The organism is Massilia sp. BGA-UO-ETr-WB1, from assembly GCF_059567845.1.
The window spans coordinates 899,321-925,543 of the sequence record NZ_JCAQOT010000026.1 but is presented as its reverse complement, the minus strand read 5'-3'; the positions used below and the strand labels follow the sequence as shown (position 1 = coordinate 925,543).

29 protein-coding genes are annotated in these 26,223 nt (G+C 64.3%); 23 read left to right on the top strand and 6 right to left on the bottom strand.

All coding sequences use genetic code 11. From position 1 onward, the window contains the following. Positions 1-7: 7 nt before the first annotated feature. Complete coding sequence (locus tag AC56DV_RS26570) at positions 8-1,204, bottom strand: ABC transporter permease (RefSeq protein ID WP_496317205.1); 1,197 nt, start codon at positions 1,202-1,204, stop codon at positions 8-10. A 3-nt stretch (positions 1,205-1,207) separates the two neighbouring features. Next, complete coding sequence (locus tag AC56DV_RS26565) at positions 1,208-1,987, bottom strand: ABC transporter ATP-binding protein (RefSeq protein WP_496317204.1); 780 nt, start codon at positions 1,985-1,987, stop codon at positions 1,208-1,210. A 97-nt stretch (positions 1,988-2,084) separates the two neighbouring features. On the opposite strand from AC56DV_RS26565, the gene AC56DV_RS26560 reads away from it, so the two are divergent. Both AC56DV_RS26560 and coq7 read left to right on the top strand, forming a co-directional pair. Continuing rightward, on the top strand, positions 2,085-2,537 hold the full coding sequence (locus AC56DV_RS26560; RefSeq protein ID WP_496317203.1) for a hypothetical protein: 453 nt from the start codon (positions 2,085-2,087) through the stop codon (positions 2,535-2,537). A 33-nt stretch (positions 2,538-2,570) separates the two neighbouring features. Continuing rightward, positions 2,571-3,215 (top strand): 2-polyprenyl-3-methyl-6-methoxy-1,4-benzoquinone monooxygenase, encoded by a 645-nt coding sequence (gene coq7 / locus AC56DV_RS26555; RefSeq protein WP_496317202.1) that lies wholly within the window; start codon positions 2,571-2,573, stop codon positions 3,213-3,215. Here the strand turns inward: coq7 and AC56DV_RS26550 are convergent. Continuing rightward, complete coding sequence (locus tag AC56DV_RS26550; RefSeq protein ID WP_496317201.1) at positions 3,212-3,634, bottom strand: OsmC family protein; 423 nt, start codon at positions 3,632-3,634, stop codon at positions 3,212-3,214. The genes coq7 and AC56DV_RS26550 overlap by 4 nt on opposite strands. A 258-nt stretch (positions 3,635-3,892) precedes the next feature. Between AC56DV_RS26550 and AC56DV_RS26545 the strand changes: the two genes are divergently transcribed. From AC56DV_RS26545 to erpA, 6 genes are all read left to right on the top strand, one after another. After that, positions 3,893-6,094, top strand: a complete 2,202-nt coding sequence (locus tag AC56DV_RS26545; protein ID WP_496317200.1) for an NHL repeat-containing protein — start codon at positions 3,893-3,895, stop codon at positions 6,092-6,094. A 136-nt stretch (positions 6,095-6,230) separates the two neighbouring features. Further along, complete coding sequence (rplM, locus tag AC56DV_RS26540) at positions 6,231-6,659, top strand: 50S ribosomal protein L13 (protein ID WP_056398365.1); 429 nt, start codon at positions 6,231-6,233, stop codon at positions 6,657-6,659. 9 nt (positions 6,660-6,668) lie between these two features. Next, positions 6,669-7,061 carry a 30S ribosomal protein S9 gene (gene rpsI / locus AC56DV_RS26535; protein ID WP_056398368.1) on the top strand — a complete coding sequence of 131 codons (393 nt, stop codon included), beginning with the start codon at positions 6,669-6,671 and terminating at the stop codon, positions 7,059-7,061. 123 nt (positions 7,062-7,184) lie between these two features. Further along, positions 7,185-8,222: an N-acetyl-gamma-glutamyl-phosphate reductase gene (argC, locus tag AC56DV_RS26530; protein ID WP_496317199.1), complete on the top strand. Its 1,038-nt coding sequence runs from the start codon at positions 7,185-7,187 to the stop codon at positions 8,220-8,222. Between the two features lie 12 nt (positions 8,223-8,234). Continuing rightward, a complete protein-coding gene (locus AC56DV_RS26525) occupies positions 8,235-8,579 on the top strand; it encodes a hypothetical protein (RefSeq protein WP_496317198.1) in 345 nt (114 codons plus the stop codon). 56 nt (positions 8,580-8,635) lie between these two features. Next, positions 8,636-9,001 carry an iron-sulfur cluster insertion protein ErpA gene (erpA, locus tag AC56DV_RS26520; RefSeq protein WP_161071691.1) on the top strand — a complete coding sequence of 122 codons (366 nt, stop codon included), beginning with the start codon at positions 8,636-8,638 and terminating at the stop codon, positions 8,999-9,001. A 75-nt stretch (positions 9,002-9,076) separates the two neighbouring features. Here erpA and AC56DV_RS26515 read toward each other — a convergent pair whose 3' ends face one another. Both AC56DV_RS26515 and AC56DV_RS26510 read right to left on the bottom strand, forming a co-directional pair. Continuing rightward, entirely contained in the window at positions 9,077-10,168 is a 1,092-nt protein-coding gene (locus AC56DV_RS26515; protein WP_496317197.1) for an anhydro-N-acetylmuramic acid kinase, read from the bottom strand. 153 nt (positions 10,169-10,321) lie between these two features. Then, positions 10,322-11,707 (bottom strand): M23 family metallopeptidase, encoded by a 1,386-nt coding sequence (locus AC56DV_RS26510; RefSeq protein WP_496317196.1) that lies wholly within the window; start codon positions 11,705-11,707, stop codon positions 10,322-10,324. Positions 11,708-11,862: 155 nt separating this feature from the next. Here AC56DV_RS26510 and tyrS point away from each other — a divergent pair, with 155 nt between their 5' ends. From tyrS to AC56DV_RS26435, 15 genes are all read left to right on the top strand, one after another. Then, complete coding sequence (gene tyrS / locus AC56DV_RS26505; protein ID WP_496317195.1) at positions 11,863-13,098, top strand: tyrosine--tRNA ligase; 1,236 nt, start codon at positions 11,863-11,865, stop codon at positions 13,096-13,098. Then, complete coding sequence (dtd, locus tag AC56DV_RS26500; protein ID WP_496317194.1) at positions 13,095-13,541, top strand: D-aminoacyl-tRNA deacylase; 447 nt, start codon at positions 13,095-13,097, stop codon at positions 13,539-13,541. The genes tyrS and dtd overlap by 4 nt, the downstream gene beginning before the upstream one ends. A gap of 30 nt (positions 13,542-13,571) precedes the next feature. Beyond that, positions 13,572-14,222 (top strand): YbhB/YbcL family Raf kinase inhibitor-like protein, encoded by a 651-nt coding sequence (locus AC56DV_RS26495; RefSeq protein WP_496317193.1) that lies wholly within the window; start codon positions 13,572-13,574, stop codon positions 14,220-14,222. A gap of 11 nt (positions 14,223-14,233) precedes the next feature. Continuing rightward, positions 14,234-14,887: a histidine phosphatase family protein gene (locus tag AC56DV_RS26490; RefSeq protein ID WP_496317192.1), complete on the top strand. Its 654-nt coding sequence runs from the start codon at positions 14,234-14,236 to the stop codon at positions 14,885-14,887. A gap of 151 nt (positions 14,888-15,038) precedes the next feature. After that, positions 15,039-16,055: a tRNA dihydrouridine synthase DusB gene (dusB, locus tag AC56DV_RS26485; protein WP_496317191.1), complete on the top strand. Its 1,017-nt coding sequence runs from the start codon at positions 15,039-15,041 to the stop codon at positions 16,053-16,055. Between the two features lie 43 nt (positions 16,056-16,098). Further along, positions 16,099-16,332 (top strand): helix-turn-helix domain-containing protein, encoded by a 234-nt coding sequence (locus AC56DV_RS26480; protein ID WP_056398400.1) that lies wholly within the window; start codon positions 16,099-16,101, stop codon positions 16,330-16,332. Positions 16,333-16,430: 98 nt separating this feature from the next. Beyond that, positions 16,431-18,017 carry a bifunctional phosphoribosylaminoimidazolecarboxamide formyltransferase/IMP cyclohydrolase gene (purH, locus tag AC56DV_RS26475; protein ID WP_496317190.1) on the top strand — a complete coding sequence of 529 codons (1,587 nt, stop codon included), beginning with the start codon at positions 16,431-16,433 and terminating at the stop codon, positions 18,015-18,017. A gap of 133 nt (positions 18,018-18,150) precedes the next feature. Further along, on the top strand, positions 18,151-18,699 hold the full coding sequence (gene ruvC, locus AC56DV_RS26470; RefSeq protein WP_496317290.1) for a crossover junction endodeoxyribonuclease RuvC: 549 nt from the start codon (positions 18,151-18,153) through the stop codon (positions 18,697-18,699). Between the two features lie 24 nt (positions 18,700-18,723). After that, positions 18,724-19,302, top strand: a complete 579-nt coding sequence (gene ruvA / locus AC56DV_RS26465; protein WP_496317189.1) for a Holliday junction branch migration protein RuvA — start codon at positions 18,724-18,726, stop codon at positions 19,300-19,302. 14 nt (positions 19,303-19,316) lie between these two features. After that, entirely contained in the window at positions 19,317-20,372 is a 1,056-nt protein-coding gene (ruvB, locus tag AC56DV_RS26460) for a Holliday junction branch migration DNA helicase RuvB (RefSeq protein WP_496317188.1), read from the top strand. A 19-nt stretch (positions 20,373-20,391) separates the two neighbouring features. Next, positions 20,392-21,345, top strand: a complete 954-nt coding sequence (locus tag AC56DV_RS26455; protein ID WP_496317187.1) for a LysR family transcriptional regulator — start codon at positions 20,392-20,394, stop codon at positions 21,343-21,345. A gap of 110 nt (positions 21,346-21,455) precedes the next feature. Further along, entirely contained in the window at positions 21,456-22,223 is a 768-nt protein-coding gene (locus tag AC56DV_RS26450) for an SDR family oxidoreductase (protein ID WP_496317186.1), read from the top strand. 46 nt (positions 22,224-22,269) lie between these two features. After that, entirely contained in the window at positions 22,270-23,073 is an 804-nt protein-coding gene (locus AC56DV_RS26445) for a glutaminyl-peptide cyclotransferase (RefSeq protein ID WP_496317185.1), read from the top strand. 197 nt (positions 23,074-23,270) lie between these two features. After that, positions 23,271-24,641 (top strand): DUF4214 domain-containing protein, encoded by a 1,371-nt coding sequence (locus AC56DV_RS26440; protein WP_496317184.1) that lies wholly within the window; start codon positions 23,271-23,273, stop codon positions 24,639-24,641. A gap of 11 nt (positions 24,642-24,652) precedes the next feature. Next, positions 24,653-25,135, top strand: coding sequence for a YaiI/YqxD family protein (locus AC56DV_RS26435; RefSeq protein WP_496317183.1), 483 nt, complete (start codon positions 24,653-24,655; stop codon positions 25,133-25,135). Here the strand turns inward: AC56DV_RS26435 and AC56DV_RS26430 are convergent, their stop codons facing one another. Continuing rightward, complete coding sequence (locus AC56DV_RS26430) at positions 25,136-26,125, bottom strand: OmpA family protein (protein ID WP_496317182.1); 990 nt, start codon at positions 26,123-26,125, stop codon at positions 25,136-25,138. It abuts the gene before it with no gap. Positions 26,126-26,223 lie beyond the last annotated feature (98 nt).

The window sequence follows — 26,223 nt, the reverse complement described above, 5'->3', positions numbered from 1 at the left end:
GAGCCTGTCAGTTGCGGAACAGCACCTGTTCGCGGCTGAACCACCAGCGGCACAGGGCCAGCAGCGCGCCGGCCGTGATGGTGGTGGACACCAGGATCACCGCGAACATGCGGTAATCCATGGTGCCCTTGACCAGTTCCTTCATGGCCAGCGACACATTGGTCAGCGGCACCATGGCCCAGAACCAGTTCAGTTCCACGCCGGGCAGCAGGGCCACCATCACCGGCAGCAGCGACAGCAGCATCAGCGGCGAGATCAGGCCGGCCGCCTCCTTGTAGCTTTTGGCGTAGATCGACAGCGACAGCAGCACCGAGGCGAAGATGGCGGCGGTGGGCGCCAGCATCAGCGCCAGCATGGCCATGTCCAGCACGCCGATCGCGCGCACCATGGCGGCCAGGTCGGGCGAGGCGGTGGCGCCGAAGAAGAACAGCAGCATGCTCATGCTCACCACCATCAGCACCGACGAGGTCAGGCCGATGGTGAACAGCACCAGGAACTTGGCCAGCACGATGGCGCTGCGCGGCACCGGCGCCAGCAGCAGCGTTTCCAGCGTGCCGCGCTCCTTCTCGCCGGCGCCCAGGTCGATGGCCGGGTACATGGCGGCCATCAGGCAGCCCATCAGCAGCAGATAGGGCAGGATGCCGCCCAGTATGGCGCCCATTTTCTCGCGCTTGCCGGCCGTGGAGCGTTCCTCCAGCGTCACCGGGTTGAGCGCGAAGCGCAGCTGGCTTTTGCTCAGGTTGAGCGCCGACAGTTCCTGCTCGCGCAGCTCGGCGTTGTGCGCATCGAGCTCGGCCGAGACGCGCTTGCGGATCACGTCCACCATGACGGCGCTGTTGTAATGCAGCACCACGCTGGCCTGCTGCTTGCCGTCCAGCTGGCGCTGGAAGTCCGGCGGGATCACCAGGGCGAACTTGATCACGTCCTGGTCGATGGCCTTGCGCACCTCGTCCGGCGTGGCCAGCGCCACTTCGCGGAAGCCGCGCTCGGCGGTGAAACGCCGGCTCAGGCCGGGCGCGTGTTCCTTGCCGAACACCGCGTAGGTCAGCTCGGCGGTGCGCGCCTTGTTGAACATATTGGTGGACAGGTAGCTGAAGCCGCCCAGTATCAGCGGCATGGCCAGCACCGGGATCAGCACGGTGAAGATGAAGGTCTTGCGGTCGCGCGCCAGCTCCAGGATTTCTTTCAGATAAATGGTCCACATGGCTCAGCCTTCGCGGTTGATGACGTCGATGAAGGCGTCGTACAGGTCGGCGCTGCCGCCCAGGTGGCGCAGCTGGTCGATGGTGCCGTTGAAGGCGGTCTTGCCGTGGTTGATGATGCACACCCGGTCGCACAGCTTTTCCACCTCGTGCAGGTGGTGGGTGGAGAACACCAGCGGGATGCGCAGCGCCTTGTAGCTGGCGATGAAGTCCAGCAGGATCTTGGACGACATCACGTCCAGCCCGGTGGTCGGCTCGTCCAGGATGACGATCTGCGGGTTGTGCACCACGGTGCGGGCGATGGCGCATTTCTGCTTCATGCCGGTGGACAGGTGGTCGGCGCGCTTGCTGCCGTAGTCCTGCATCTGCAGCAGCTCGAACAGCTCGTCGCAGCGGCGCTTCAGGTGGGCGCCTTCCATGCCGTGCAGGCGGCCGAAGTACTCGACGTTCTCGCGCGCCGTCAGGCGCCCGTACAAGCCGGTGGAGCCGGACAGGAAACCGATCTGCTGGCGCGCCAGCAGCGGGTTCTGCAGCAGGTCCACGCCGTTCACCACGGCCTTGCCGGCGTCCGCCGTCAGCGCGGTCGACAGCAGCCGCAAGGTGGTGGTCTTGCCGGCGCCGTTCGGGCCCAGCAGGCCCAGCACCTCCCCGGGCGCGCAACTGAAGCTGACGTCGCGCACCGCGTGGAACCAGCCGTCGTGGCCGCGCGGGTCGCGCGTGGCCGCCGGCTGTCCCTTGTGCCCATGCAGACGGAAGCGCTTGGCCAAGCCCTGAACTTCGAGCATTTTGTTATCCTGTTGTAAAGATGGTGAGCAAGGGTAGCATGCCAAAATTCCGGCGTGCAAGGTACAAAAGCGTTTTGTCTTGCTATAGTCGAACCATATGAAAAACACCCAGCTGATCGATACCGCCACCAAGGAAAAAATCCTCGCCGTCACGCGCAGCGGCACCACCGTGTCCGAAGCCACCGGCTTCTTCCGCGTGGCGCTGGGCTTGCACTACCTGTCCGGCCTGATGACCAAGGAAACCCTGGATTTCAAGAAGCTGGACAAGGAATACAACCGCTTCATCTACCACGCCATCGGCAAGGGCCACAGCATCACCAGCATCCTGCAATATATGAGCGGCGAGAAGGTGATCAAGGTAGTCGATTCGCCGCGTTTCCTGCGTTCCTTTGGCGAGCACTGCGACGCGGTGCCGGTGGACAGCATTCCCTTCCTGCTGGGTCTGAACCTGGGCGTGGCCAAGGATTTGTCCGGCATCGACGTGCGCGGGCCGGTGGCCGACTGGATCGAGCGCCAGCGCATCCTGCGCGAGGAGCGGGAAGGCCTATAATGATGTCTTCTGAACCAGTTTGAGCAGAACATCATGGCAGCAAACCATTTCCACACCCCCCTGGACCGTTTCATCGCCGGCGCCGACAAGGCGCTGCGCGTCATGGCCGGCGTGGCCTCGGCCTCGCGCCCGAACCCGGCCGCGCACGCGGCGGACGCGGCCCTGACCGAAGCCGAGCAGCGCCACGCCGCCGGCCTGATGCGCGTGAACCACGTGGGCGAAGTGATGGCGCAGGCGCTGTACAACTCGCAGGCCCGCTTCGCGCGCAGCGACGAGATCCGCGCGCAGTTTGAACACGCTTCGCGCGAGGAAGAGGACCACCTGGCCTGGACCGCGCAGCGCCTGGGCGAGCTGGGCTCGCAGATCAGCGTGCTCAACCCGCTGTTCTACGCCGGCGCCTACGCGCTGGGCACCGTGGCTGCCGTGCTGGGCGACGCGCGCAGCCTGGGCTTTGTGGTGGAAACCGAGCGCCAGGTGGAGAAGCACCTGACCAGCCACCTGGACAAGCTGCCGCCGCAGGACGCCAAGTCGCGCGCCATCGTCGAGCAGATGCGGGTGGACGAGGTGGCGCACGGCGAAGCGGCGCAGAAGATGGGGGCGGAAGCCGCGCCCTTGCCGGCGCGGCTGGCGATGACGGCCATGGGCAAGCTCATGACCGGCACCGCGTACTACATTTAAGCTTCCACGATCTCGTAGGAGTGCGTGATCTCGGCCGTCTTGGCCAGCATGATGGACGCCGAGCAGTATTTGTCGTGCGACAGCGACACCGCGCGCTCCACCGTGGTCTGCTTCAGATTCTTGCCGGTGACGGTGAAATGGAAGTGGATCTTGGTGAACACTTTCGGATCGGTGTCGGCGCGCTCGGCCTTCAAGGTCACGTCGCAGCCGCGCACGTCTTCCCGGCCGCGTTTCAGGATCAGCACCACGTCATAGGCGGTGCAGCCGCCCGTGCCCAGCAACACCATCTCCATCGGGCGCGGCGCCAGGTTGTGGCCGCCGCCTTCCGGCGCGCCGTCCATGTTCACCAGGTGGCCGGAGCCGGTCTGGGCCAAAAAGCTCATGCCCGACGGGCCGTTCCAGCTGACTTTGCATTCCATTTCATCTCTCCGTAAAAAAACTTTGCCACCATTGTAATGGAGCAAAGCCGGCCGCGCTTTCGGGGCCGCTTCAGGCCGCCGCCGGCGCATTGGTGCAGTGCGACATCTTTTGCTGCCGCAGGGCTTGATTTCAGTGGGTATCCATCTGCAATGCACTGCAACATAAATGTTGCCCCCGCCCACGCAATCTCGCATACTGATGCGCATCCGTTCTTCGCGTCACCCTTGCGTCCATCCCTTTCATACAGGTAGGTAATCATGAGCCAAACGACTGCATCCGAGACCAGTTTCAAGCACCTGTGCCACTACGGCGAGCTGGCCCTGCCCGGCAGCACCAAGAGCGGCGAGCTGCCGGGCGATTTCACCATGAACTCCCCGGTCGGCGTTGCGCGCGACAACTACAACCACGTGTGGGTGTGCGATACCGGCAACAGCCGCGTGCTGGTGTTCACGGCCGATTTTGAAACGCTGCTGCACGTGATCGACGGCGACCCGGCCAGCACCGGCCTGGACCAGCGCCTGCTGATGCCGTTCCACCTGTGCCCGCACCCCACCGACGACATCATGTACTGCACCGACATGGGCAACGGCCGCGTGGTGGCGTTCGAATACGACGAGCACAGCGCCGACTTCCAGTTCGCCTTCGGCAACGTGGCCGGCAACACCAACGGCGCAGCCTTCGTCCCGCTGTCCGACCCGAACGGCATCACGGTGGTGAAGGAAGCCGATGGCGAGCACTACATCTACGTGGCCGACGAGTTCTTCCACACCGAAGGCGACGTGCGCAGCCGCTGCGTGAAATTCACGCTGGACGGCGAGTTCGTGCTGCAGTTCCGCGCCGTGAAAGACTTGAACAGCACCCACGAGCTGCTGTGGCCGCAAGGCCTGGCCAGCGACTCGAAGGGCAATCTCTACCTGGCCAACACCGGCTACTACGAAATCCTGAAGATCGACACCGCCTGGCCCATCAAGAACGAGACCGTGCAGGCCACCAAGGAAACCGCCTTGCTGCACGGTTTCGGCCTGCCCACCGGCATCGGCAAGTTCAACGTGATGCGCTCGGTGTGCGTGATCGACGACTACGTCTTCGTGCCCGGCCAGGTGGAAAACTCCATCATGGTCTACACCCCGGAAGGCAAGCTGCAGGAAAAAGTGATGGGCATGCTGCCCATGTGGAACCACGAGCCCGAGCCGGTGCATTCGTATAACGACCTGATCTACGGCGCGCTGGAAGACCGCGTCTTCGTCGGCCCCTACCAGATCTGCGCCGGCAAGGAAAAGAACACCTATTACATCAGCGAGCCGTTCGCCTCCACGGTGCTGCACGTGAGCATCAACATCATCGACGACAAGCTGCCCACCGTGGCCGTGCTGCTCGACTCGGTGGGCCACCGGCGCGACAATGCGTCGAACACGCTGGCCACCTCGCAGTTCAACTGCATGACCTCGGTGATCCGCGTCGACCCCAACCGCAAGGGCGACGGCGTGCTACCCAGCAAAAACTGGTGGGACGGCTGGGCCAAGACCACGGCCGGCGTCTACCAGTACTGGTACGACCACATGCTCAAGCACACCGGCCTGGACCCGCTGGCCCATGTCGGCACCGCCTCGTACAATATCGATTCCGGCAACTGGTGCCTGAAGACCTACAACACCGCCGTCAATCCCTACGCCCAGCTGAAGGACATGGTGCGCGGCTTCTTCACGCCCGGCGACATCGCCATGACGGCCTACTACCCGTCGCAGCCGCTGCTGGGCCAGGTCTGCCCCGGCACGCCGCTGATCTTCATCACCAACTTCAACATGTGCACGGTGTCCATGTACCAGTACGGCCCCAAGGGGCACCTGCTGAACTACGGCGTGCCGTTCGGCCGCCAAGGCGTGGGCGGCGAGGGCACGCTGAAGGCGCCGCAAGGCATCACCGTCAACAGCCACGGCGAAATCTACATCGCCGATTCGCTCAACAACCGCATCTCCAAGTGGCAGCTGCAGGCCACCGGCATCGTCACCTTCGTCAAGAACTTCGTGTGGGAAGAGGGCGGCAAGCCGCTGGCCTCGTTCACCCCGTGCGACATGGACGTCGACTCGCAGGACCGCGTGTTCGTGTGCGACCAGTTCAACAACTGCATCCGCGTGTTCGACCGCGACGGCAAGAGCCTGTGGAGCTACGGCCGGGCCGGCTACTGCGACGACCTGGAAAAAGATTATGAAAACTTCTACCTGCCGGCCAGCCTGTGCATCGACGGGGACGACAACCTGATCGTCAACGACCTGGTGAACCGCGCGCTGAAGGTGTTCAAGATCGGCGAGAACACGCTGACCTACAAGACCGGCGACCTGGTGTTCAAGAAATACCCGGAGGCGGGCGGGGTGTGGATGCCGTTCTTCATCTACGCGCACAAGGGCAATGTGTATGTGCCGGACACCACCTTCAACGTCGTCAACGTCTACAGCTATTGACCGGAATGCGCAAGCCGGGCTATAATTGCCGGCTTTCCCATTCGCTCAGGGAAAGTAAACAACAAGGATGCGTCCGCTGCAACACCGGGGCGGAACCACCAGATGAGCGTTTTTATCTTTCACAGAAAGTCATAACATGAAAACTTTTTCCGCTAAGGGCCATGAAGTCCAGCGCGATTGGTTCGTGATTGACGCGACGGACAAAGTCCTCGGCCGTGTTGCCAGCGAAGTGGCACGCCGACTGCGCGGCAAGCATAAGCCAGAGTTCACCCCTCACGTCGACACCGGTGACTTCATCGTCATCATCAACGCAGGCAAACTGCGCGTGACCGGTACCAAAGCAACCGAGAAGACCTACTACCGTCACTCGGGCTACCCAGGTGGCATCTACGAGACGAACTTCCTGAAAATGCAACAGCGTTTCCCAGGCCGCGCTCTGGAAAAAGCCGTCAAAGGCATGCTGCCAAAAGGCCCACTGGGCTACGCAATGATCAAGAAGCTGAAAGTGTACGCCGAGGGTTCGCACCCGCACGCTGCTCAGCAACCTAAAGCACTCGAAATCTAAGGAACTGACATGATCGGTAACTACAACTACGGCACCGGCCGTCGCAAGAGTGCAGTGGCTCGCGTGTTCATCAAGGCAGGCACTGGCCAAATCATCGTTAACGGCAAGCCAGCGGCTGAGTACTTCTCCCGCGAAACCGGCCTGATGGTAATCCGTCAACCACTGGAACTGACCGGCAACGTCGAGCGTTTTGACATCAAAGTCAACGTGCACGGCGGCGGCGAGTCCGGCCAGGCAGGCGCTGTGCGTCACGGCATCACCCGCGCACTGATCGACTACGATGCAGCTCTGAAGGGCGACCTGGCACGTGCCGGCTTCGTCACTCGCGATGCGCGCGAAGTTGAACGTAAAAAAGTTGGTCTGCGCAAAGCACGTCGCGCAAAACAATTCTCGAAGCGTTAATTTGCTTCATACAGCGTGCGCTGCGGCGCATGCTGTCGAGAAAGCCGCCCGGTACGCCGGGCGGCTTTTTTTCAGCCCTGCTAAAATGGGCGTCCCCTCTTCATTAACTCCCAAGGAAAGAACATGATCAAAGTTGGCATCGTCGGCGGCACCGGATACACCGGAGTGGAACTGCTGCGATTGTTGGCCGTCCACCCTCAAGTGCAGCTGACGGCAATCACGTCGCGCAAAGAGGATGGTTTGCCGGTGGCTGACATGTATCCTTCCCTGCGCGGCCGCGTCAACCTGGCGTTCTCGGCGCCGGACAAGGTCGACCTGGCCCAGTGCGACGTGGTGTTCTTCGCCACCCCGCACGGCGTGGCCATGGAGCAGGCGCCGGCGCTGCTGAAGGCGGGCGTGAAAGTGATCGACCTGGCGGCGGACTTCCGCATCAAGGACCAGGCCGTATTTGAAAAGACGTACAAGATTCCGCACACCGCGCCGCAGCTGATCGAAGAGGCCGTGTACGGCTTGCCCGAGCTGAACCGCGACGACATCAAGGGCGCCAAGCTGATCGCCAACCCGGGCTGCTACCCGACCACCATGCAGCTGGGCTTCGTGCCGCTGCTGAAGGCGGGCCTGATTGATGCAGGCAACCTGATCGCCGACTGCAAGTCCGGCGTGTCCGGCGCCGGCCGCAAGGCCGAGATCGGCATCCTGTTCTCCGAGTCCAGCGACAACTTCAAGGCCTATGGCGTATCCGGCCACCGCCACACGCCGGAAACGGTAGCCCAGCTGCAACGTTTTAGCAGCGACAAGGTCAACCTGATCTTCACGCCGCACCTGGTGCCGATGATACGCGGCATGCACTCCACGCTGTACGCCAAGCTGACCAAGGACGCGAGCAACGAGGAACTGCAGGCGCTGTTCGAAGACGCCTACAAGGACCAGCCGTTCGTGGACGTGATGCCGTTCGGCTCGCATCCTGAAACCCGCAGCACGCGCGGCGCCAACATGCTGCGCCTGGCGCTGCACCGCCCGGACAACGGCAACACCGTCATCGTGCTGGTGGTGCAGGACAACCTGGTCAAGGGCGCCTCCGGCCAGGCTGTGCAGTGCATGAACCTGATGTTCGGCCTGGAAGAAGGCCTGGGCCTGAACAACATCGCGCTGCTGCCGTAATCGGCGGAAACCGTGGCGAAAAAATGGCAGGGGCGCGGCGCCTCGGCGCCCGAAACCGTGCTGGTGGAGCAGAAGGCGCCGCTGTTCAAGCGCATTGCCGCGGTCGCCATCGCGCTGGTGCTGGGCGGCGCGCTGCTGGTGTGGGGCGTGGACCTGGGCCAGCGCATCTTCGGCGCCAGCCAGGGCGCGCCGAGCGCGCAGCAGCAGCTCGAGCTGGTGCAGGCTGAACTGGTGCAAGTGACCGCCGAGCGCGACGCGCTGCTGGCCATAGTCAAGCAGGCCGGCCTGCCGCTGCCGGGCGAACAGGCAAAAACTGTTGCCCCAGATCCAAAGCCGGTACAGGAAACCAAGCCCTGACAGCATGAGTTCCGACTAAGGTCTATAATGGCCGTACGAATTTTGAGGAGTACCACATGAATGCAGTAGCTGAAGTGCAAGACGAAGTAATCCCGGTCCCTATCGTGTTCACCGACAGCGCCGCGCAGAAGGTTGCGCAACTGATCGAAGAAGAGGGCAATCCAGACTTGAAACTGCGCGTATTCGTGCAGGGCGGCGGCTGCTCGGGCTTCCAGTACGGTTTCACGTTCGATGAAATCGTCAACGAAGACGACACCACCATGGACAAGAACGGCGTGCAGCTGCTGATCGACTCCATGAGCTACCAGTACCTGATCGGCGCCGAAATCGACTACAAGGACGACCTGGAAGGCGCGCAATTCGTCATCAAGAACCCGAACGCCACCTCGACCTGCGGCTGCGGTTCGTCGTTCTCGGCGTAAGCTGCTGCGAAGTCCCAGTCGCCGTAGGGCGGGTTGGCGCGGCGCGCCGAGCGTAGCGCAACCCGCCATCCCGCCTCAGCGCGGATACAGCGCCCCCAGCACGCGTTCGCCGCGCGCACCCGTCACCGCCGGCAGGTTGCCCGTCTCGCGTTCATTGAAGCGGAACGCCAGCCACGCAAAGGCCAGCGCCTCCACCCGGTTCGGCTCGACGCCCAGCGCGGCGGTCGATTCCACCGTCACGCCCAGTTCGGCCGCCAGGCTGCGCATCAGCACGCCGTTGTAGGCCCCGCCGCCGCACACATACACCGCCTCCGGCTTGGCCGCCTGCTCCCGGATCCCGTTCGCCAGGGTCAGCACGGTCAGCTGCGTCAAGGTGGCCTGCACGTCCTGCGGCGCGGCCGACGCGTAGGGCGCCAGCTGCGCATCCAGCCACGCCGCATGGAACAGATCGCGCCCGGTGCTCTTTGGCGCCGGCAGCGCAAAGTAGGGCTCGCGCAGCATGGCGTCCAGCAGCGGCTGTATCACCTGGCCGGTGGCGGCCCAGGCGCCGTCCTCGTCGTAAGCCTTGCCCTGGTGGCGGGCGATCCACTTATCCATCAGTACATTGCCGGGGCCGGTGTCGAAGCCGGTGGTCTTGCCGTCGGCGCGCAGTACGCTGATATTGGCGATGCCGCCGATATTGGCCACCACCCGCGTCTTGCCCGGCTGGCTGAACATCGCCTGGTGGAAAGCGGGCACCAGCGGCGCGCCCTGGCCGCCGGCCGCCACGTCGCGGCTGCGGAAATCCGCCACCACATCGATGCCGCACAGCTCGGCCAGCAGCGCGGGGTTGCCAGTCTGGCGCGTAAAGCCCAGTTCCGGCCGGTGGCGTATGGTCTGCCCATGCGAACCCACGGCGCGCACGTCGGCCGGCTTCATTTCGGCTTGCGCCAGCACCTCCGCCACGCACTGCGCGTAATACTGCGCCAGCGTGTTGGCCGCCAGCGCCTCGCGCTCCAGCTCATTCGGGCTGGCCGCCTGCAGCGCCATCAGCTCCTCGCGCAGCGCCGGCGGGAAGGGCACGTACGCCGCCGCCATGGTGCGCGCCGCGCCGGCCCAGAAATCCACCAGCACCCCGTCCACGCCATCCAGGCTGGTCCCCGACATCAAGCCGACATACAGGCTCATACGCACCTCCTCATAGTTTCCCTCTATTGTGCCTCACCCCAGCCGAAATGGGGTCAGGGTTAATATTGCCAGAATAATTAACCCTGACCCCATTTTGCTTGGGCGAAAAAAAACGGCGCCGATGGGGCGCCGTCCGGATCCGCGAGGGGGGACTTATTTTGCGGCCAGGCTGGAGGCGTTGGCGTTGGTGGGGCGCAGCAGCGCGAAGCGGTGCATCATGTCGCCGGAGACGGCCTTGAAGCGGGTCAGCTCGGCTGCGGTCAGCGGGGCTTGCGCTTGCACGTTGAGCTTGTTCGGGTCCTTGGCTTCGCCGCCGACGCGGAATTCGTAGTGCAGGTGGGCGCCGGTGGACCAGCCGGTGCTGCCGACGTAGCCGATCACGTCGCCCTGGCTGACCTTGCTGCCTTTCTTGATGCCCGGTGCAAAGCGGCTCATGTGGGCGTAGGCGGTGGTGTAGTTGGACCAGTGCTTCAGCACCACCAGGTTGCCGTAGCCGCCTTGCGAGCCGGCGAAGTCCACCACGCCGTCGCCGGAGGCGCGGATCGGGGTGCCGGTGGCTGCCGCGAAGTCGATGCCCTTGTGGGCTTTCCAGTTGCCGGAAATCGGGTGCACGCGCATCGAGAAGCCGGACGAGATACGGGAGAATTCCAGCGGCGACTTCAGGAAGGCCTTTTTCAGGGACTTGCCGTCGAAACTGTAGTAGCCGCCGCCCTGGTTGCTGGCCGGGTCTTCAAACCAGACCGACTGGTAGGTGACGCCGCGGTTGGTGAATTCGCCGGCCAGGATGCGGCCGGCGCGGATGAACTCGCCGTCCTGCCAGAAGGTTTCGTAGACCACGTTGAAATGGTCGCCGCGCTTCAGGTCGGAGCGGAAGTCGATATTGGTGGAGAACATTTCCACGATCTGGCGCACCACGCTGTCGGGCAGCTTGGCGCCGTCGTTGCTGGCGTCGGTGGCCGCGTACAGGGACGAGGAGTTGATGGTGCGCGCGTGCATTTCGACGCGCCGCTCCAGCTTGGCCGCTTCTTCGGTGGCTTCGAAGCCTTCGCCTTTGCGGCTGACCAGGATGTTCTTGACCGGGGTGTCCTTGCTGTCGACCACGGTGGCGCGCAGCCACACCAGGTTGCCGTTCTCGTCGGTTTGCGCTTGCACGCGCTTGCCGGTTTTCAGCTGCATGACGCCTTTGGCCACTTTATCCTTCTTGATGAAGGTTTCGGCCGCGTCGTCTTCCACGCCGAGACGGGTCATCAGCGTGGCGAGCGTGTCGCCGGCGCGGATGCGTTCTTCGTGGACGTATTTTTCGGTGGATTCTTGCTGTTCGAGGGCGCCGATTTGCGCGGAGATGTTCGGAAGTTCGAGGGCGGTGGAGACTGACTTGACCGGCAGGTCCGCCGCGTCAGGCGCGAGCGGAGCGACGCCGGCCGCACCGAAGGCGCACACAGCAAGGAAAATTGCCGATGCACTCATGATGCGCGCCTTGCGCGTCGAACCTAGCAAGTTGACCAAGCCTTGGCTTGTGAATTTGTTTATAGGGTTCATGCAATCAGTTAAAATTTACCGCTTGAACTGTTCCGGACTTGATATTTTTTTAGTTGTCGTCTTGTTGAATTTTCATGCGGCAAGATTGATGGGATCGCGAATTATATCAAACTATCGGACTCATCCTACATTTTCACTAGAATTGTGCCTCCCTTATGGTAACTGCAACCCAAACCGCTCTGCCGCTGTCCGACCGCGTGCAGGAAGCCCTGGCCATCACCAAACGCGGTGTCGATGAGCTGCTGATCGAATCCGAGTTCGCGCAAAAGCTGGCGCGTTCCGAGCAGAGCGGCGTGCCGCTGCGCATCAAGCTGGGCCTGGACCCGACCGCGCCGGACTTGCACTTGGGCCATACCGTGGTGCTGAACAAGATGCGCCAGCTGCAAAACCTGGGCCACCAGGTGATTTTCCTGATCGGCGACTTCACCTCCATGATCGGCGACCCGTCCGGCCGCAACGCCACCCGTCCGCCGCTGACGCGCGAGCAGATCGAAGCCAACGCCGCCACCTATTTCAAGCAGGCCTCGCTGGTGCTCGACCCGGCCAAGACCGAAATCCGCTACAACTCCGAGTGGTGCGACCCGCTCGGCGCGCGCGGCATGATCCAGCTGGCCTCGCGCTACACCGTGGCGCGCATGATGGAGCGCGACGACTTCACCAAGCGCTTCAAGAACGGCACGCCGATTTCCGTGCATGAGTTCCTGTACCCGCTGATGCAGGGCTACGATTCGGTGGCCCTGAAGGCCGACCTGGAACTTGGCGGCACCGACCAGAAATTCAACCTGCTGGTGGGCCGCGAACTGCAAAAGGATTGGGGCCAGGAGCCTCAATGCATTTTGACCATGCCGCTGCTGGAAGGTTTGGACGGCGTTGAAAAAATGTCCAAATCGAAGAACAATTACATCGGCATCACCGAGCCGGGCAACACCATGTTCGCCAAGATCATGAGCATTTCCGACGTCATGATGTGGCGCTACTACGAACTCCTGTCGTGGAAATCGATCGAAGAAGTAGCGGCGCTGAAGGGCGCCGTGGAGCAGGGCGGCAATCCGCGCGACGCCAAGGTGGCGCTGGCGCAGGAAATCGTCGAGCGCTTCCATTCGCGCCAGGCGGCGGAAGAGGCGCTGGCCGACTTCGTCAACCGTTCCAAGGGCGGCATTCCGGACGACGTGCCGGAAATCACCCTGGCCGGCGCGCCGGCCGGTATCGCCCAGCTGCTCAAGCAGACCGGCCTGTGCGCTTCGGTGTCGGAAGCCACCCGCATGGTGGACCAGGGCGGCGTGCGCGTGGACGGCGCCGCCGTCAGCGACAAGGCGCTGAAGCTGGAGGCCGGCACGTTCGTGCTGCAAGTGGGCAAGCGCAAGTTCGCGCGCGTCACCTTGACGGCATGATAGGGCTGCTGCAACGGGTCAGCAGCGCCGCCGTGGTGGTCGATGGCGCGACGGTCGGCGCCATCGACGCCGGCCTGATGGTGCTGGTGTGCGCCGAGCGCGGCGACAGCGAGAAGGAGGCGGACGCGCTGCTGAACAAGCTGCTGGGCTACCGCGTGTTTGCGGACGAGGCCGGTAAAATGAACCGCAGCGTGACGGACGTGGCCGGCGGCCTGCTGCTGGTGCCGCAGTTCACGCTGGCGGCCGACACCAAGTCCGGCACGCGCCCGTCGTTCACGCCGGCGGCCGCGCCGGCGGACGGCGCGCGGCTGTTCGAGTATTTCGTGCGCCAGGCGCGGCTGAAGCACGCGCACGTGGCAACCGGCCGGTTCGGCGCCGACATGAAAGTGTCGCTGACCAATGACGGCCCGGTGACGTTCTGGCTGCAGGTCGAGCCTAAATAACAGCGAAGCAACAATGAAGCGGAGGCGGTGGTGAAACTCTGGAGCGATTCTTTCAAGAAGGGCGGCGTCATCCCCGCCGAGTTTGCGTTTGCCGAGCCTGATCCGCACAGCCGCATCAAGCTGGCCGCCAACCGCAATCCGCACCTGGCCTGGAGCGAGGTGCCGAATGGCGCCCGTTCGCTGGTGCTGCTGTGCATAGACGGCGACGCGCCGGCCAATGCGGCCAAGGTCAACCAGGAAGGCAAGACGCTGGACGCCGCCGACGAGCGCGCCGACTTCTACCATTGGGCGCTGGCCGACATCCCGCCCGGGCTGGCATCCATTGCCGCCGGCCAACTGGCCGATGGCGTGGTGCCCAAAGGGAAAGCGGGGCCGGACACGGCGCTGACCGTGCTGGATGGCGTGGAGCACCGCATGCGCCAGGGCATCAACGATTACACCGGCTGGTTCGCGGGCGACCCCGGCATGGCGGGCGACTATTTCGGTTATGATGGCCCCTGCCCGCCGTGGAACGACTTGCGGGTACACCATTATGTGTTCCGGCTGTATGCGCTGGACGTGCCGCGCCTGCCGGTCGAAGGCCGTTTCACCTGCCTGCAAGCATGCGAAGCCATGCGCGGCCACATACTGGACGAAGCACAAATCATCGGCGCCTACAGCCTGAATCCGCAGGCGCGCTAAACCAGGGTTACATGACTACCAGCATCTTATTGATACGCCACGGCGAGACGGCGTGGAACGCCGTGCGCCGCCTGCAGGGCCACATCGACATCCCACTGAACGAAGAAGGGCGGCGCCAGGCCGACGCGCTGGCGCGCGCGCTGGCGGCCGAGCCGCTGCACGCCGTCATCTCCAGCGATTTGCAGCGCGCGCTGCAGACCGCGCAGGCGGTGGCCGGCCAGCAGGACGGCGCCGGGGCCCACGTCCAGCAGGACGTTCAGCTGCGCGAGCGCTGCTACGGCGTGTTCGAAGGCATGCTGTACGCCGACATCGAACGCACTTATCCGGCCGAGTTCGCCGCCTGGCAGGCGCGCGACATCGACGCCGTGATGCCGGCCGGCGAGCGGGCGGCCGAGAGTTTCCGCCAGTTCTTCCAGCGCTGCATGGACGGCATCGCCGCCTGGGCCGGGCGCCATCCGGGCCGCACCATTGCCATCGTCGCCCACGGCGGCGTGCTGGAATGCGCCTACCGCGCCGCCACCGGCATGACCCTGGACAGCCCGCGCGACTTCCAGGTGAAGAATGCCAGCATCAACCGTTTCACTTTCGATAACGGCAAGCTGGCGCTGCAAAGCTGGGGCGAGACCGCCCACCTGGAACAGCTCGTCCTGGACGATATTGTCTAAGCCGCAATTGATTGAAAATTCCGCACGGAAACACAGTTTTCATAACTGCCAAGCTGCACAAGCACGGGAATCAGAATAAATAGTGCTTATTATTTGTGCACACCTTCGGTTAGAATAGACGGTTTCCCCGCTCCACTTTCAGGCTCACCCAGTGCAAATCGGTCCTCACATTCTCCGCAACAATGTCTTCGTCGCCCCTATGGCGGGCGTGACGGACAGGCCGTACCGCCAGCTGTGCAAGGAGCTGGGCGCGGGCTACGCGGTGTCGGAGATGGCGGCCTCGAATCCGCGCGTGTGGGCCTCGGAAAAAAGTTCGCGCCGGCTCGACCATGCCGGCGAAATGGAGCCGAAAGCGGTGCAGATCGCCGGTTCCGACCCGCAGGAATTGGCCGATTGCGCAAAATACAACGTTGACAAAGGCGCCCAGATCATCGACATCAACATGGGCTGCCCGGTCAAGAAAGTGTGCAACAACTGGTGCGGTTCGGCCTTGCTGCCGCACGAGGAGCTGGTCGAGCGCATCCTGCACGCCGTGGTGGGCGCGGTGGACGTGCCCGTCACGCTGAAATTCCGCACCGGCTGGGACCGCGAAAACAAAAACGCGCTGCGCATCGCCCGCATCGCCGAACAGGCCGGCATCCAGATGCTGACCCTGCACGGCCGTACCCGCGCCGACGGCTACACCGGCGATGCCGAGTACGACACCATCGCCGCCGTGAAAGCCTCGGTGGCCATCCCGGTGGTGGCCAACGGCGACATCACCTCGCCCGAGAAAGCCCGTTTTGTTCTGGACAAAACTGGCGCGGACGCCGTCATGGTCGGCCGCGCCGCCCAGGGCCGTCCGTGGATTTTCCGCGAGATCGATCATTACCTGCGCACCGGCACCCATCTGCCCGCGCCGCTGGTGTCCGAAGTGGCCGAACTGATGGACGAGCACCTGCAGGCGCACTACGCCTTCTACGGCGAGCGCAAGGGCATGCTGACCGCGCGCAAGCACATCGGCTGGTATGTGCGCGACCTGGAAGGCGGCGAGGAATTCCGCCAGCGCATGAACCGCCTGGAGTCCACGCAGGAACAGTTGCAGTCGGTTAAAGAATTTTTCGAATCCCAATGGAAGTATGGCGAGCGGTTACAATACCGCCTCGCCGAAGAAAAGCTGGCCGCCTGAACGGCGCCGGCGTGGCAGATCAATTAGCAGAAATAATATAAAAATGAGCAAAGAAAGCATTCAGGAAGTCGTCCAGAAATCGCTGGAAGATTACTTCAACGATTTGGGCGAGCAGCAGGCGTCGAACATCTATGACATGGTCGTGCTGACCGTGGAACGTCCGATCCTCGAAGTGGTCATGACCCGCGCCGACGGCAACCAGTCGCATGCCGCGCAGATGCTGGGTATCAACCGCAACACCCTGCGAAAGAAATTGCAGGAGCACGGCCTGCTGTAAGGTCCGCTGACGTCCCGGCTTGCATGGCTGTGACCGGCCAATGCGGCCGGTGAGTTGACCTTTGTCCCCACAGAATATTCAACAACCTAGCCACAGCCATGATTAAACAAGCTCTCATCTCCGTTTCCGACAAGACCGGCGTCCTGGACTTCGCCCGTGCCCTGTCCGCCATGGGCGTCAACATCCTGTCCACCGGCGGCACCGCCAAGCTGCTCGCCGACAACGGCGTCGCCGTGACCGAAGTGGCCGACTACACCGGCTTCCCGGAAATGCTGGATGGCCGCGTCAAGACGCTGCACCCGAAAGTGCACGGCGGCATCCTGGCGCGCCGCGACTTCCCGGAGCACATGGCCAAGCTGGAAGAGCACGGCATTCCGACCATCGACATGGTGGTGGTCAACCTGTATCCGTTCCAGGCCACGGTGGCCAAGGACAGCTGCACGCTGGACGACGCCATCGAGAACATCGACATCGGCGGCCCGGCCATGCTGCGCTCGTCGGCCAAGAACCACAAGGACGTGGTGGTGATCTGCGATCCGTCCGACTACGGCCACGTGCTGGCCGAGATGAAGACCACCGACAACGCGCCCGGCTACGTGTCCTACGAAACCCGCTTCATGCTGGCCAAGAAGGTGTACGCGCACACCGCGCAGTACGACGGCGCCATCGCCAACTACCTGTCCAGCCTGGGCCCGGACCGCGAGCACGCCACCCGCGCCGCCTACCCGCAAACGCTGAACGCGCACTTTGAAAAAGTGCAGGACATGCGCTACGGCGAAAACCCGCACCAGTCGGCCGCGTTCTACCGCGACCTGGCGCCGGTGGCCGGCGCGTTGGCCAACTACACCCAGCTGCAGGGCAAGGAACTGTCGTACAACAACATCGCCGACGCGGACGCCGCGTGGGAATGCGTGAAGTCGATGGGCGGCTTCGACCGGAGCGCCGCCTGCGTGATCGTCAAGCACGCCAATCCATGCGGCGTGGCGCTGGGCGCCAACGCGGCCGACGCCTACAAGCGCGCGCTGCAGACCGACCCGACCTCGGCCTTCGGCGGCATCATCGCCTTCAACGTGGAAGTGGACGGCACCGCCGCCACCGAACTGGCCAAGCTGTTCGTGGAAGTGCTGATCGCGCCGTCGTTCACCGCGGAAGCCAAGCAGATCCTGTCGGCCAAGCAGAACGTGCGCTTGCTGGAAATCCCGCTGGGCAATGGTGTGAATTCCATGGACTTCAAGCGCGTGGGCGGCGGCCTGCTGGTGCAGTCGGCCGACTCGAAAAACGTGCTGCTGGCCGACCTGAAAGTGGTGACCAAGCTGCAGCCTACCCAGCAGCAGCTGCAGGACCTGATGTTCGCCTGGCGCGTTGCGAAATACGTGAAATCGAACGCCATCGTCTTCTGCGGCAACAACATGACGCTGGGCGTGGGCGCCGGCCAGATGAGCCGCATCGACTCCGCGCGCATCGCCTCGATCAAGGCGCAGAACGCCGGCTTGACGCTGACCGGTTCGGTGGTGGCGTCGGACGCCTTCTTCCCGTTCCGCGACGGCCTGGACGTGGTGGTTGACGCCGGCGCGACCTGCGTGATCCAGCCGGGCGGCTCCATGCGCGACCAGGAAGTGATCGACGCCGCCGACGAGCGCGGCGTGGTGATGCTGTACACCGGCACCCGCCACTTCCGCCATTGATCTGTCAATAAGCGGCCATAAGCGCTCCGAACGGGGCCGGACGGGGAAACCTGTCCGGCCCCGTTTTTATTGCACTGTGCTTATATACAGCTTTTGCTGCTTGCCGGCGATGTTGTTGATGTACAATCCCAGCATGATTATTCTCGGCATCGACCCAGGCTTGCGCACCACCGGCTTCGGCGTCATCCACAAGCAGGGCGCGAAGCTGCGCTATATCGCGTCCGGCACCATCAAGTCCGGCGAGGGCGACCTGCCGGCCCGCCTGAAGGTGATCCTGGACGGCGTGAGCGAAGTGGCCGCCACCTACCAGCCGGACTGCTCGGCCATCGAAAAAGTCTTCGTCAACGTCAATCCCCAGTCGACCCTGCTGCTCGGCCAGGCGCGCGGCGCGGCAATCTGCGCGCTGGTCAGCAACGGCCTGTCGGTGGCGGAATACTCGCCCACCCAGCTGAAACAGGCCGTGGTCGGCACCGGCAAGGCCGACAAGGCCCAGGTGCAGGACATGGTGGCGCGCCTGCTGGCGCTGCCCGGCTTGCCCGGCTCGGACGCGGCCGACGCGCTCGGCGTGGCCATCTGCCACGCCAACAGCCACGATGCGCTGGCGCTGATCAGCCTGGCCGGCGGCACGGCGGCGAGTCCCCTGGCCGGCCTGCGCATGCGCCGCGGCCGCCTGGTCGATTAAACACATTCACTAAGGTTCCAACCCATGATCGGACGTCTCTCCGGCATCCTGCTTGAAAAAAATCCCCCGCAACTGCTGGTTGACGTGCAAGGCGTCGGCTACGAAGTCGACGTGCCCATGAGCACCTTCTACAACCTGCCCGGCGTGGGCGAGAAGGTGGTGCTGTTCACCCACCAGGCCATCCGCGAAGACGCGCACCTGCTGTTCGGCTTCGGCAACGCGGAGGAGCGCGCCGTGTTCCGCCAGCTGATTAAAATCAGCGGCGTGGGCGCGCGCACCGCGCTGTCCATCCTGTCCGGCATGTCGATTGCCGACCTGGCGCAAGCGGTCACCTTGCAGGAATCGGGCCGCCTGGTGAAAGTGCCCGGCATCGGCAAGAAGACCGCCGAGCGCCTGCTGCTGGAGCTGAAAGGCAAGCTGGGCGCGGACATCGGCGCCGGCGGCGCGCATCCGGTGCACGACTCCCAGGCCGACATCCTGAACGCGCTGATCGCTTTGGGGTATTCTGACAAGGAAGCGCTGCTGGCGCTGAAGACCGTACCCGCCGGCGCCGGCGTGTCGGACGGCATCAAGCAGGCGCTGAAAGCGCTGTCCAAGGGCTAACGTAGACACAAGCAATGAGCATCCAGACCGACAATTTCACCGAACAGCGCATCATCGATGCCGCGCCCTCGTCGCCGAACGAGGAAGCCATCGAACGCGCGCTGCGCCCCAAGCATCTCGATGAATACGTCGGGCAGGCCAAGATCCGCGACCAGCTGGAAATCTTCATCGCCGCTGCGCGCGGCCGCAAGGAAGCGCTGGACCACACCCTGCTGTTCGGCCCGCCCGGCCTGGGCAAGACCACCTTGGCCAACATCATCGCGCGCGAAATGGGCGTGAACCTGCGCCAGACTTCCGGCCCGGTGCTGGAGCGTCCGGGCGACCTGGCCGCGATCCTGACCAACCTGGAAGCGAACGACGTGCTGTTCATCGACGAGATCCACCGCCTGTCGCCGGTGGTCGAGGAGATCCTGTACCCGGCGCTGGAGGACTACCAGATCGACATCATGATCGGCGAGGGCCCGGCGGCGCGTTCCGTGAAGCTCGACCTGCAGCCGTTCACCTTGGTGGGCGCCACCACGCGCGCCGGCATGCTGACCAATCCGCTGCGCGACCGCTTCGGCATCGTGGCGCGGCTGGAGTTCTACACCGTGCCCGAACTGACCAAGATCGTCAGCCGCAGCGCCGCGCTGCTCAAGGCCAGCATCGACGTGGAAGGCGCGGCCGAAATCGCCCGCCGCGCGCGCGGCACGCCGCGCATCGCCAACCGCCTGCTGCGCCGCGTGCGCGACTTCGCGGAAGTGAAGGGCAACGGCGACATCACGCGCGACGTCGCCGCCGCCGCGCTGGTGATGCTGGACGTGGACACCGTCGGCTTCGACGTGATGGACCGCAAGCTGCTGGAAGCGGTGCTGTACAAATTCGGCGGCGGCCCGGTGGGCATCGGCAACCTGGCGGCCGCCATCGGCGAAGCGGCCGACACCATCGAGGACGTGCTGGAGCCCTACCTGATCCAGCAAGGCTACCTGCAGCGCACGCCGCGCGGCCGCGTGGCCACGGCGGCGGCCTACCAGCACTTCGGCGTGACGCCGCCGCGCACCAACCCCACCGGCGACTTGTGGGACCAGTAAGCCCGCCCGCGCCACGCTAATGGACGAACTGCGCGCCATCGCCACCTTTGTGCGGGCTGCTGAACTGGGCAGCTTCAACCGCGCCGCCGAGGCGCAGAACACCACGCCGCAGGCGGTCAGCAAGACCATCCGCCAGCTGGAGCAGCACCTGGGCGTGCGCCTGTTCCACCGCACCACCCGCAAGAGCACGCTCACCGAAGAAGGCCAGCGCCTGCTGGAGTCCGTCAAGCCCGGTTTGGACGGGCTGGTCGGTGCGCTCGGCAGGGCCCGCAGCGCCGCGCTGGACGACCAGGGCGTGGTGCGCATCACCGCGCCCGGCGCTGTCGGCCGCAAAGTGCTGATGCCGCTGCTGGCCGAGTTCCAGCAGCGCTATCCGCTGATCCGCTTCGAGCTGCTTCTGTCGGAGGGCTTCAGCGACATCGTCGATGAGCGCATCGACGTCGGCTTCCGTGCCGGCAATCCGCCGGACCTGCAGGTGATCGGACGCACGTTGTTTGCCGTGCAGCAGATCGTTTGCGCCACGCCGGCCTATCTGGCGCAGCACGGCGCGCCGCGCAGCATCGCCGAGCTGCAGGCGCACCGCTGCACCGCCTACCGCCAGCCCGGCAGCGGCCGCGCCATGCCGTGGGAGTTCGAGGTCGATGGCGGCACCGTGTTTCAACAGATGCCCACCGTGCTGTGCAGCAACGACCCGGAGGCCGACATGCATGCCGTGCTGGCCGGCATGGGCATCGGCCAGGTCGACAGCATCAATGCCGCCGCCCCGCTGCGCAGTGGTCTGCTGGTGCCGCTGCTGGTATCTACCGTCAGCGAGCGCATGGGCTTGCATCTCTACTACCCGCAGCGGGCCGACATGCCGGGGCGCGTCCGGCGTTTCATCGACTTTGCTGTCGAGCGCTTGCAGGGCGGCACGGCGTACTCGGTGCCGCGCGTAGAGCTGCTGGCGCTGGCGAGCGCTTGCAACGTCGATTGACAACTGCTGGTTGTCTTTGTATCGGTATTGATAGACTACTTTGGTTGTCCGTAAAAACTTAAAGTTCTCCCTGTCGCCGCGTCGCCGGCATTTAACCCAAGGAGAACAGCATGAACCAAGCTACCCAACTGTCCGGCCGCGTGGCCGTCGTCACCGGCGCATCGAGCGGCATCGGCCGCTCCACCGCCAAACTGCTGGCCGCGCGCGGCGCCAAAGTGGCCGTGCTGGCGCGCCGCAAGGATGCGCTGGATCGCCTGGTGGCTGAGATCGAGCAGGCCGGCGGCACCGCCATGGCGCTGGCGGTCGACGTCACCGATCAGGCTACTATCGACGCGGCGGCTGCCGCCGTGCTGGCCGCCTGGGGGCCGGCCAACCTGGTCTTCAACAACGCGGGCTTGATGCTGCCCGGCGCCATTGAGGAAAACAAGCTGGAGGAGTGGAGCCGGCAGATCGACATCAACGTGGACGGCGTGATGCGCATCATCCACGCCTTCGTGCCGCAGCTGAAGCAGGCTGCTGGACAGGGCGCGACCGTGGACCTGATCAACACCTCGTCCATCGCCGGCCAGTACATCTATCCCTATTTCGCCGTATACAGCGCCACCAAGGCCTACGTCAGCCACCTGACGCGCCACATGCGCGTGGAGCTGGGGCAGCAGAACATCCGCGTCTCCATGATAGAGCCGGGCATCGTCGCCACCGAACTGCAAAGCCATGTCACGCACCAGGGCGTGCTGGACTGGCTGGCCGGCGCTGCCGAAACCATGGAGTTCCTGCAGCCGGAGGACGTGGCCGAAGTGGTGGGTTTCCTGGCGTCGCAGCCGCCGCGCGTGAACCTGATGCAAGTGGTGGTGATGCCGACCAAGCAGGCCACCTGAGGCTGGCGTTATACTGCATGGCTTATTTATTCGCAATGGAATGACCATGCAAAGATGGAGCAGCACCGGATGGAGCCGCAGCAATGCAGCAGGGCGCCTGGCCACAGCCGGCCTGGCGCTGTGCGCCTTGCTGGGCACGGCGCAGGCGGCCGTGCCGGTGTACGGCTACGAAATCAAGCGCAGCTACCCGCACGACCCGCAAGCGTTCACGCAAGGCTTGCTGTTCCAGAACGGCATCCTGTACGAAAGCACCGGCCTGAACGGCCGCTCCTCGGTGCGCAAGGTGGCGCTGGAGACCGGCAAGGTGCTGCTCAAGACCGACATCCCGCCGCAGTTTTTCGGCGAAGGCATCACGGCGGTGGGCAACGTCATCATCGGCCTCACCTGGACCAGCCAGACCGGCTTCATCTTCGACAGCGAAACCCTGCAGCTGAAGCAGACCTTCAGCTACCCCGGCGAAGGCTGGGCGCTGGCCACCGACGGCGAGCGCGTCTACATGAGCGACGGCACCGCCTACATCCGTGTGCTGGACCCGAAAACCATGCAGCAGACGCGCCGCATCCGCGTCACCGCCGACGGCGAGCCGGTCACGCAGATCAACGAGCTGGAGTGGGTGGAAGGCCAGATCTACGCCAACATCTGGCAAACCGACAAGATCGCCCGCATCGACCCCTTCAGCGGCCGCGTGCTCGGCTGGATAGATCTGAGCGGCCTGGCCGCCAAGGCCGGCATCGAAGCCGGCAGCGACAATGTGCTCAACGGCATCGCCTACGACAGCGCCAAGCGCCGCCTGTTTGTAACCGGAAAGCTATGGCCAAAGCTGTTTGAAATTGAACTGAAGCGCAAGTAAACAAGTTGCAACAGGCGATAGCACCTCGCCAACTCTGCGCGATTCCGCGTGTGGATGCGCTGCGACAGTGACTTTTAGTCGTGGCGAAGCGTCATTGAATGTTGCGGTGCACCCGGTTAGGCTGGTGAATATTGCCTTGCGGCACTTTTTAAAATGCCGGCGGCCGCTCCCTCTTCAGTTCGATCGGACACTTCCACATGGACATTACCGTACCTCGCCTCGTCAGCTTTTCCATATCCTCCACGCTGGACCTGAGCCTGGGCCCGCGCAACCTGGCGCTGCGGGTGGACGCGCGCGATGAAGTCGGCGGCTCCGGCCCCGGCTGGGCGCAAGTCTGGATGCAGCAGGCCCCGCTGTCGCCGCTCGGTCCCAGCCAGGCCATCACCATCGGCTTGCCGGGCAGTGCCGCCCCCTTGAGCGACGGTTCGGCCAGCCGCGTGTTCCCGATCAGTACCGCCACGCCGCCCGGCGTCTACCGCGTGTACGAGGTCGCCGTGTTCGATATGGCGGGCAATGTGCGCCACTATTTTGAAAGCGACCTCGCCGCGATGGGCTTCGGCACCTCCGTCACCGTCACCGGCGGCGTGGCGGACACCACGGCGCCGGTGCTGACCGGGCTGGTGCTGCCGGGCGTGGTGGACCTGGGCAGCGGCGCCAAAGAGCTCAGCTTCACCGCGCACGTGCAGGACGCTGCCGGCGGCAGCGGTGTGGCGGGCGTGGACCTGTTCTTCGACCGCGACTTCTATCTCGACACGTTCACCGGCTCCGCGGTATCGATAGGCGGTTTTGTGGGCGGCAGCGACACTTTCTTCGACGGCACGCTGAACGCCGCCTCCTACACCGGCTCACTGGGGGCTGCGACCGAGGCGGGCATGTACAACCTGCTGGGCGCGGTGGTCACCGATCAAAGCGGCAACTCGGCGGAATACACCGCCGCGCAACTGCAGGCCATGGGGATCAACACGCAGTTCGAGGTGCGCAGCGGCGAGCCGCAGGGCGCGCCGGCTCCCGGCCCCGCCTTAGTCACCGGCAGCGCCGGCATCGATGAAGTGAGTTACGCTGCGGCCAGCACCGGATTCACGGTGCGCAAGTCCCTCGGCGGCTTCGTGGCCACCGACGGGCAGGACATCAACGACACCCTGGTCAACGTGGAGCGCCTGGCGTTCACGGACCAGAATATTGCGCTGGACGTGGACGGCCACGGCGGCCAGGCCTACCGTCTCTACCAGGCGGCATTCGACCGCCAGCCGGACCTGCCGGGCCTGGGTTTCTGGATCTCCAATCTGGACAAGGGGTGGACCCTGCTTGACGTCGCCGGCCGCTTCCTGGACAGCGTCGAATATGGACGGCTGTACGGCACCGCCTTGCAGGACCAGCAATTCGTCACGGAGCTGTATCATAACGTGCTGCACCGGGACCCGGAGCAGGCCGGTCTGGCGCACTGGATGACTAAACTGGACCAGGGCGCCACGCGCGCAGAACTGCTGGTCGGTTTCAGCGAGAGCGCGGAAAACATGGCGCAGGTCATCGGCGCCATAGAAAACGGCATGGCCTATATACCTTATTAAGAAAGCAGTAGATGCAAATTTGGGTGGATGCGGACGCTTGTCCGGCGGTGATCAAGGAGATCCTGTACCGCGTGGCCGAGCGCACGCAGATGAATGTCACCCTGGTGGCGAACCAGCTGATGCGGGTGCCGCCGTCGCGCTTTGTCCGCTCGGTGCAGGTGCCTGCCGGCGCCGACGTGGCGGACCAGGAAATCGTGCGCCTGCTGGCGCCGGGCGACCTGGTCATCACCGCCGACATCCCGCTGGCGTCGGACGTGCTTAAAAAGGGCGGCCTGGCGCTCAACCCGCGCGGCGAATTCTATACCAATGACAACATCGCCCAGATGCTGACCATGCGCGCCTTCATGGAAGAGCTGCGCAGCGGCGGCGTCGATACCGGCGGCCCGGCGCCGTTCAGCCAGGCCGACCGCCAGAGTTTCGCCAACACGCTGGACCGCCACCTGGCCAAGGTGAAGGCGGCCGCCCTGCGCGCCGCCGGCCCCAGCCCGGCGTAGTTACTGTTCCACCAGTTCCACGCGCCGGTTCCTGGCGCGCCCGGCTTCGCTGCCGTTGGACGCCACCGGCGCCAGGCTGGCAACGCCGCGCGCCAGCAGGCGCCTGGCGTCGATCTTGTAAGTGCCGGCCAGCGCCGCCGTCACCGCTTCGGCGCGCTTTTGCGACAGCGCGCCGTTGGCCTCCAGGCTGCCCTGGTTGTCCGTGTGGCCGACGATGGCCACTTTCAGCTGCTTGTTCTGCGTCAGCAGCTTGGCCATTTCGTCCAGCTGGGTCTTGGACTCCGGTTTCAGCTCGGCCTTGCCGGTGTCGAAGTACACGCCGTACAGAGCGATCTTGCCCTCGGCGGCCAGGCCCTTGCCCATGTCGTCCGCGTTCACCGTCACACTGCCGGCCTTCATGGCGCCGGATTCAATGAATTGCAGGAAGTAGGGGCTGCCAACGCCGCTGTCCTTCTGCGTGCTGGAAGGCGGCTGCACCGTGAGGATGGCCGTCACATTGCCTTCCGGCCGCGCCAGTTGCGCCACCAGGTAGCGCGGCGGATAGTTGCCGTTCGTACCCAGCCGCGTGATGGCTGAATAGCCTCCCACGAAGGATTGCGGTTTCTCGGACCAGGCGGCGGCATAGGCGCCCAGGTTCTGCCTGGCGCACTGCTCCGGCACGTCGCAGGCGTAGAGGATTTTGAAGCGGCTGCGCTCCAGCGCTGCCTGGTAGCTGCGGAACACTTCCAGGTCGCTGACGTTCGGCGGCGCCACGTAGTAGTAGTTATGGAACTTGCCTTCCAGCGTCATGGTCTTGCCGTCGCCCAGCGGCACCACGGACTGTTCGAAATTGATGCTGCCGGCATTGGCCAGGATGGAGCCCTGGAAGCGGCTCAGGAGCGGATAGTCCTTGGCGCCGGGCTTTTCCTTGTAGCTGCCGCCGGCGGCGCCGGCCAGCATGGGCATGCAAACAGCGAGCGCGAGCAGCGCATGGAGGCGGAAGGGATGCATTGCATTTCCTTTTCAATAACAACATGGAAATATATGCGGTTTGCGCCGCCCGCCGCGCACGCCTGAGCTGTTCCATTTTGCCGCACCTGTGTCACAAC

Bases quoted from the DNA above. Each gene is read 5' to 3' on its own strand.
- purH (WP_496317190.1), top strand. From the start codon at position 16,431: ATGATTAAACAAGCTCTCATCTCCGTTTCCGACAAGACCGGCGTCCTG.
- AC56DV_RS26560 (WP_496317203.1), top strand. From the start codon at position 2,085: ATGAAAAACACCCAGCTGATCGATACCGCCACCAAGGAAAAAATCCTC.
- AC56DV_RS26545 (WP_496317200.1), top strand. From the start codon at position 3,893: ATGAGCCAAACGACTGCATCCGAGACCAGTTTCAAGCACCTGTGCCAC.
- ruvA (WP_496317189.1), top strand. From the start codon at position 18,724: ATGATCGGACGTCTCTCCGGCATCCTGCTTGAAAAAAATCCCCCGCAA.
- AC56DV_RS26445 (WP_496317185.1), top strand. From the start codon at position 22,270: ATGCAAAGATGGAGCAGCACCGGATGGAGCCGCAGCAATGCAGCAGGG.
- AC56DV_RS26480 (WP_056398400.1), top strand. From the start codon at position 16,099: ATGAGCAAAGAAAGCATTCAGGAAGTCGTCCAGAAATCGCTGGAAGAT.
- ruvC (WP_496317290.1), top strand. From the start codon at position 18,151: ATGATTATTCTCGGCATCGACCCAGGCTTGCGCACCACCGGCTTCGGC.
- AC56DV_RS26570 (WP_496317205.1), bottom strand. From the start codon at position 1,204: ATGTGGACCATTTATCTGAAAGAAATCCTGGAGCTGGCGCGCGACCGC.
- AC56DV_RS26515 (WP_496317197.1), bottom strand. From the start codon at position 10,168: ATGAGCCTGTATGTCGGCTTGATGTCGGGGACCAGCCTGGATGGCGTG.
- coq7 (WP_496317202.1), top strand. From the start codon at position 2,571: ATGGCAGCAAACCATTTCCACACCCCCCTGGACCGTTTCATCGCCGGC.
- AC56DV_RS26440 (WP_496317184.1), top strand. From the start codon at position 23,271: ATGGACATTACCGTACCTCGCCTCGTCAGCTTTTCCATATCCTCCACG.
- erpA (WP_161071691.1), top strand. From the start codon at position 8,636: ATGAATGCAGTAGCTGAAGTGCAAGACGAAGTAATCCCGGTCCCTATC.
- AC56DV_RS26490 (WP_496317192.1), top strand. From the start codon at position 14,234: ATGACTACCAGCATCTTATTGATACGCCACGGCGAGACGGCGTGGAAC.
- rplM (WP_056398365.1), top strand. From the start codon at position 6,231: ATGAAAACTTTTTCCGCTAAGGGCCATGAAGTCCAGCGCGATTGGTTC.
- dtd (WP_496317194.1), top strand. From the start codon at position 13,095: ATGATAGGGCTGCTGCAACGGGTCAGCAGCGCCGCCGTGGTGGTCGAT.
- rpsI (WP_056398368.1), top strand. From the start codon at position 6,669: ATGATCGGTAACTACAACTACGGCACCGGCCGTCGCAAGAGTGCAGTG.
- argC (WP_496317199.1), top strand. From the start codon at position 7,185: ATGATCAAAGTTGGCATCGTCGGCGGCACCGGATACACCGGAGTGGAA.
- AC56DV_RS26455 (WP_496317187.1), top strand. From the start codon at position 20,392: ATGGACGAACTGCGCGCCATCGCCACCTTTGTGCGGGCTGCTGAACTG.
- ruvB (WP_496317188.1), top strand. From the start codon at position 19,317: ATGAGCATCCAGACCGACAATTTCACCGAACAGCGCATCATCGATGCC.
- AC56DV_RS26435 (WP_496317183.1), top strand. From the start codon at position 24,653: ATGCAAATTTGGGTGGATGCGGACGCTTGTCCGGCGGTGATCAAGGAG.
- AC56DV_RS26510 (WP_496317196.1), bottom strand. From the start codon at position 11,707: ATGAACCCTATAAACAAATTCACAAGCCAAGGCTTGGTCAACTTGCTA.
- AC56DV_RS26550 (WP_496317201.1), bottom strand. From the start codon at position 3,634: ATGGAATGCAAAGTCAGCTGGAACGGCCCGTCGGGCATGAGCTTTTTG.
- AC56DV_RS26565 (WP_496317204.1), bottom strand. From the start codon at position 1,987: ATGCTCGAAGTTCAGGGCTTGGCCAAGCGCTTCCGTCTGCATGGGCAC.
- AC56DV_RS26450 (WP_496317186.1), top strand. From the start codon at position 21,456: ATGAACCAAGCTACCCAACTGTCCGGCCGCGTGGCCGTCGTCACCGGC.
- tyrS (WP_496317195.1), top strand. From the start codon at position 11,863: ATGGTAACTGCAACCCAAACCGCTCTGCCGCTGTCCGACCGCGTGCAG.
- AC56DV_RS26430 (WP_496317182.1), bottom strand. From the start codon at position 26,125: ATGCATCCCTTCCGCCTCCATGCGCTGCTCGCGCTCGCTGTTTGCATG.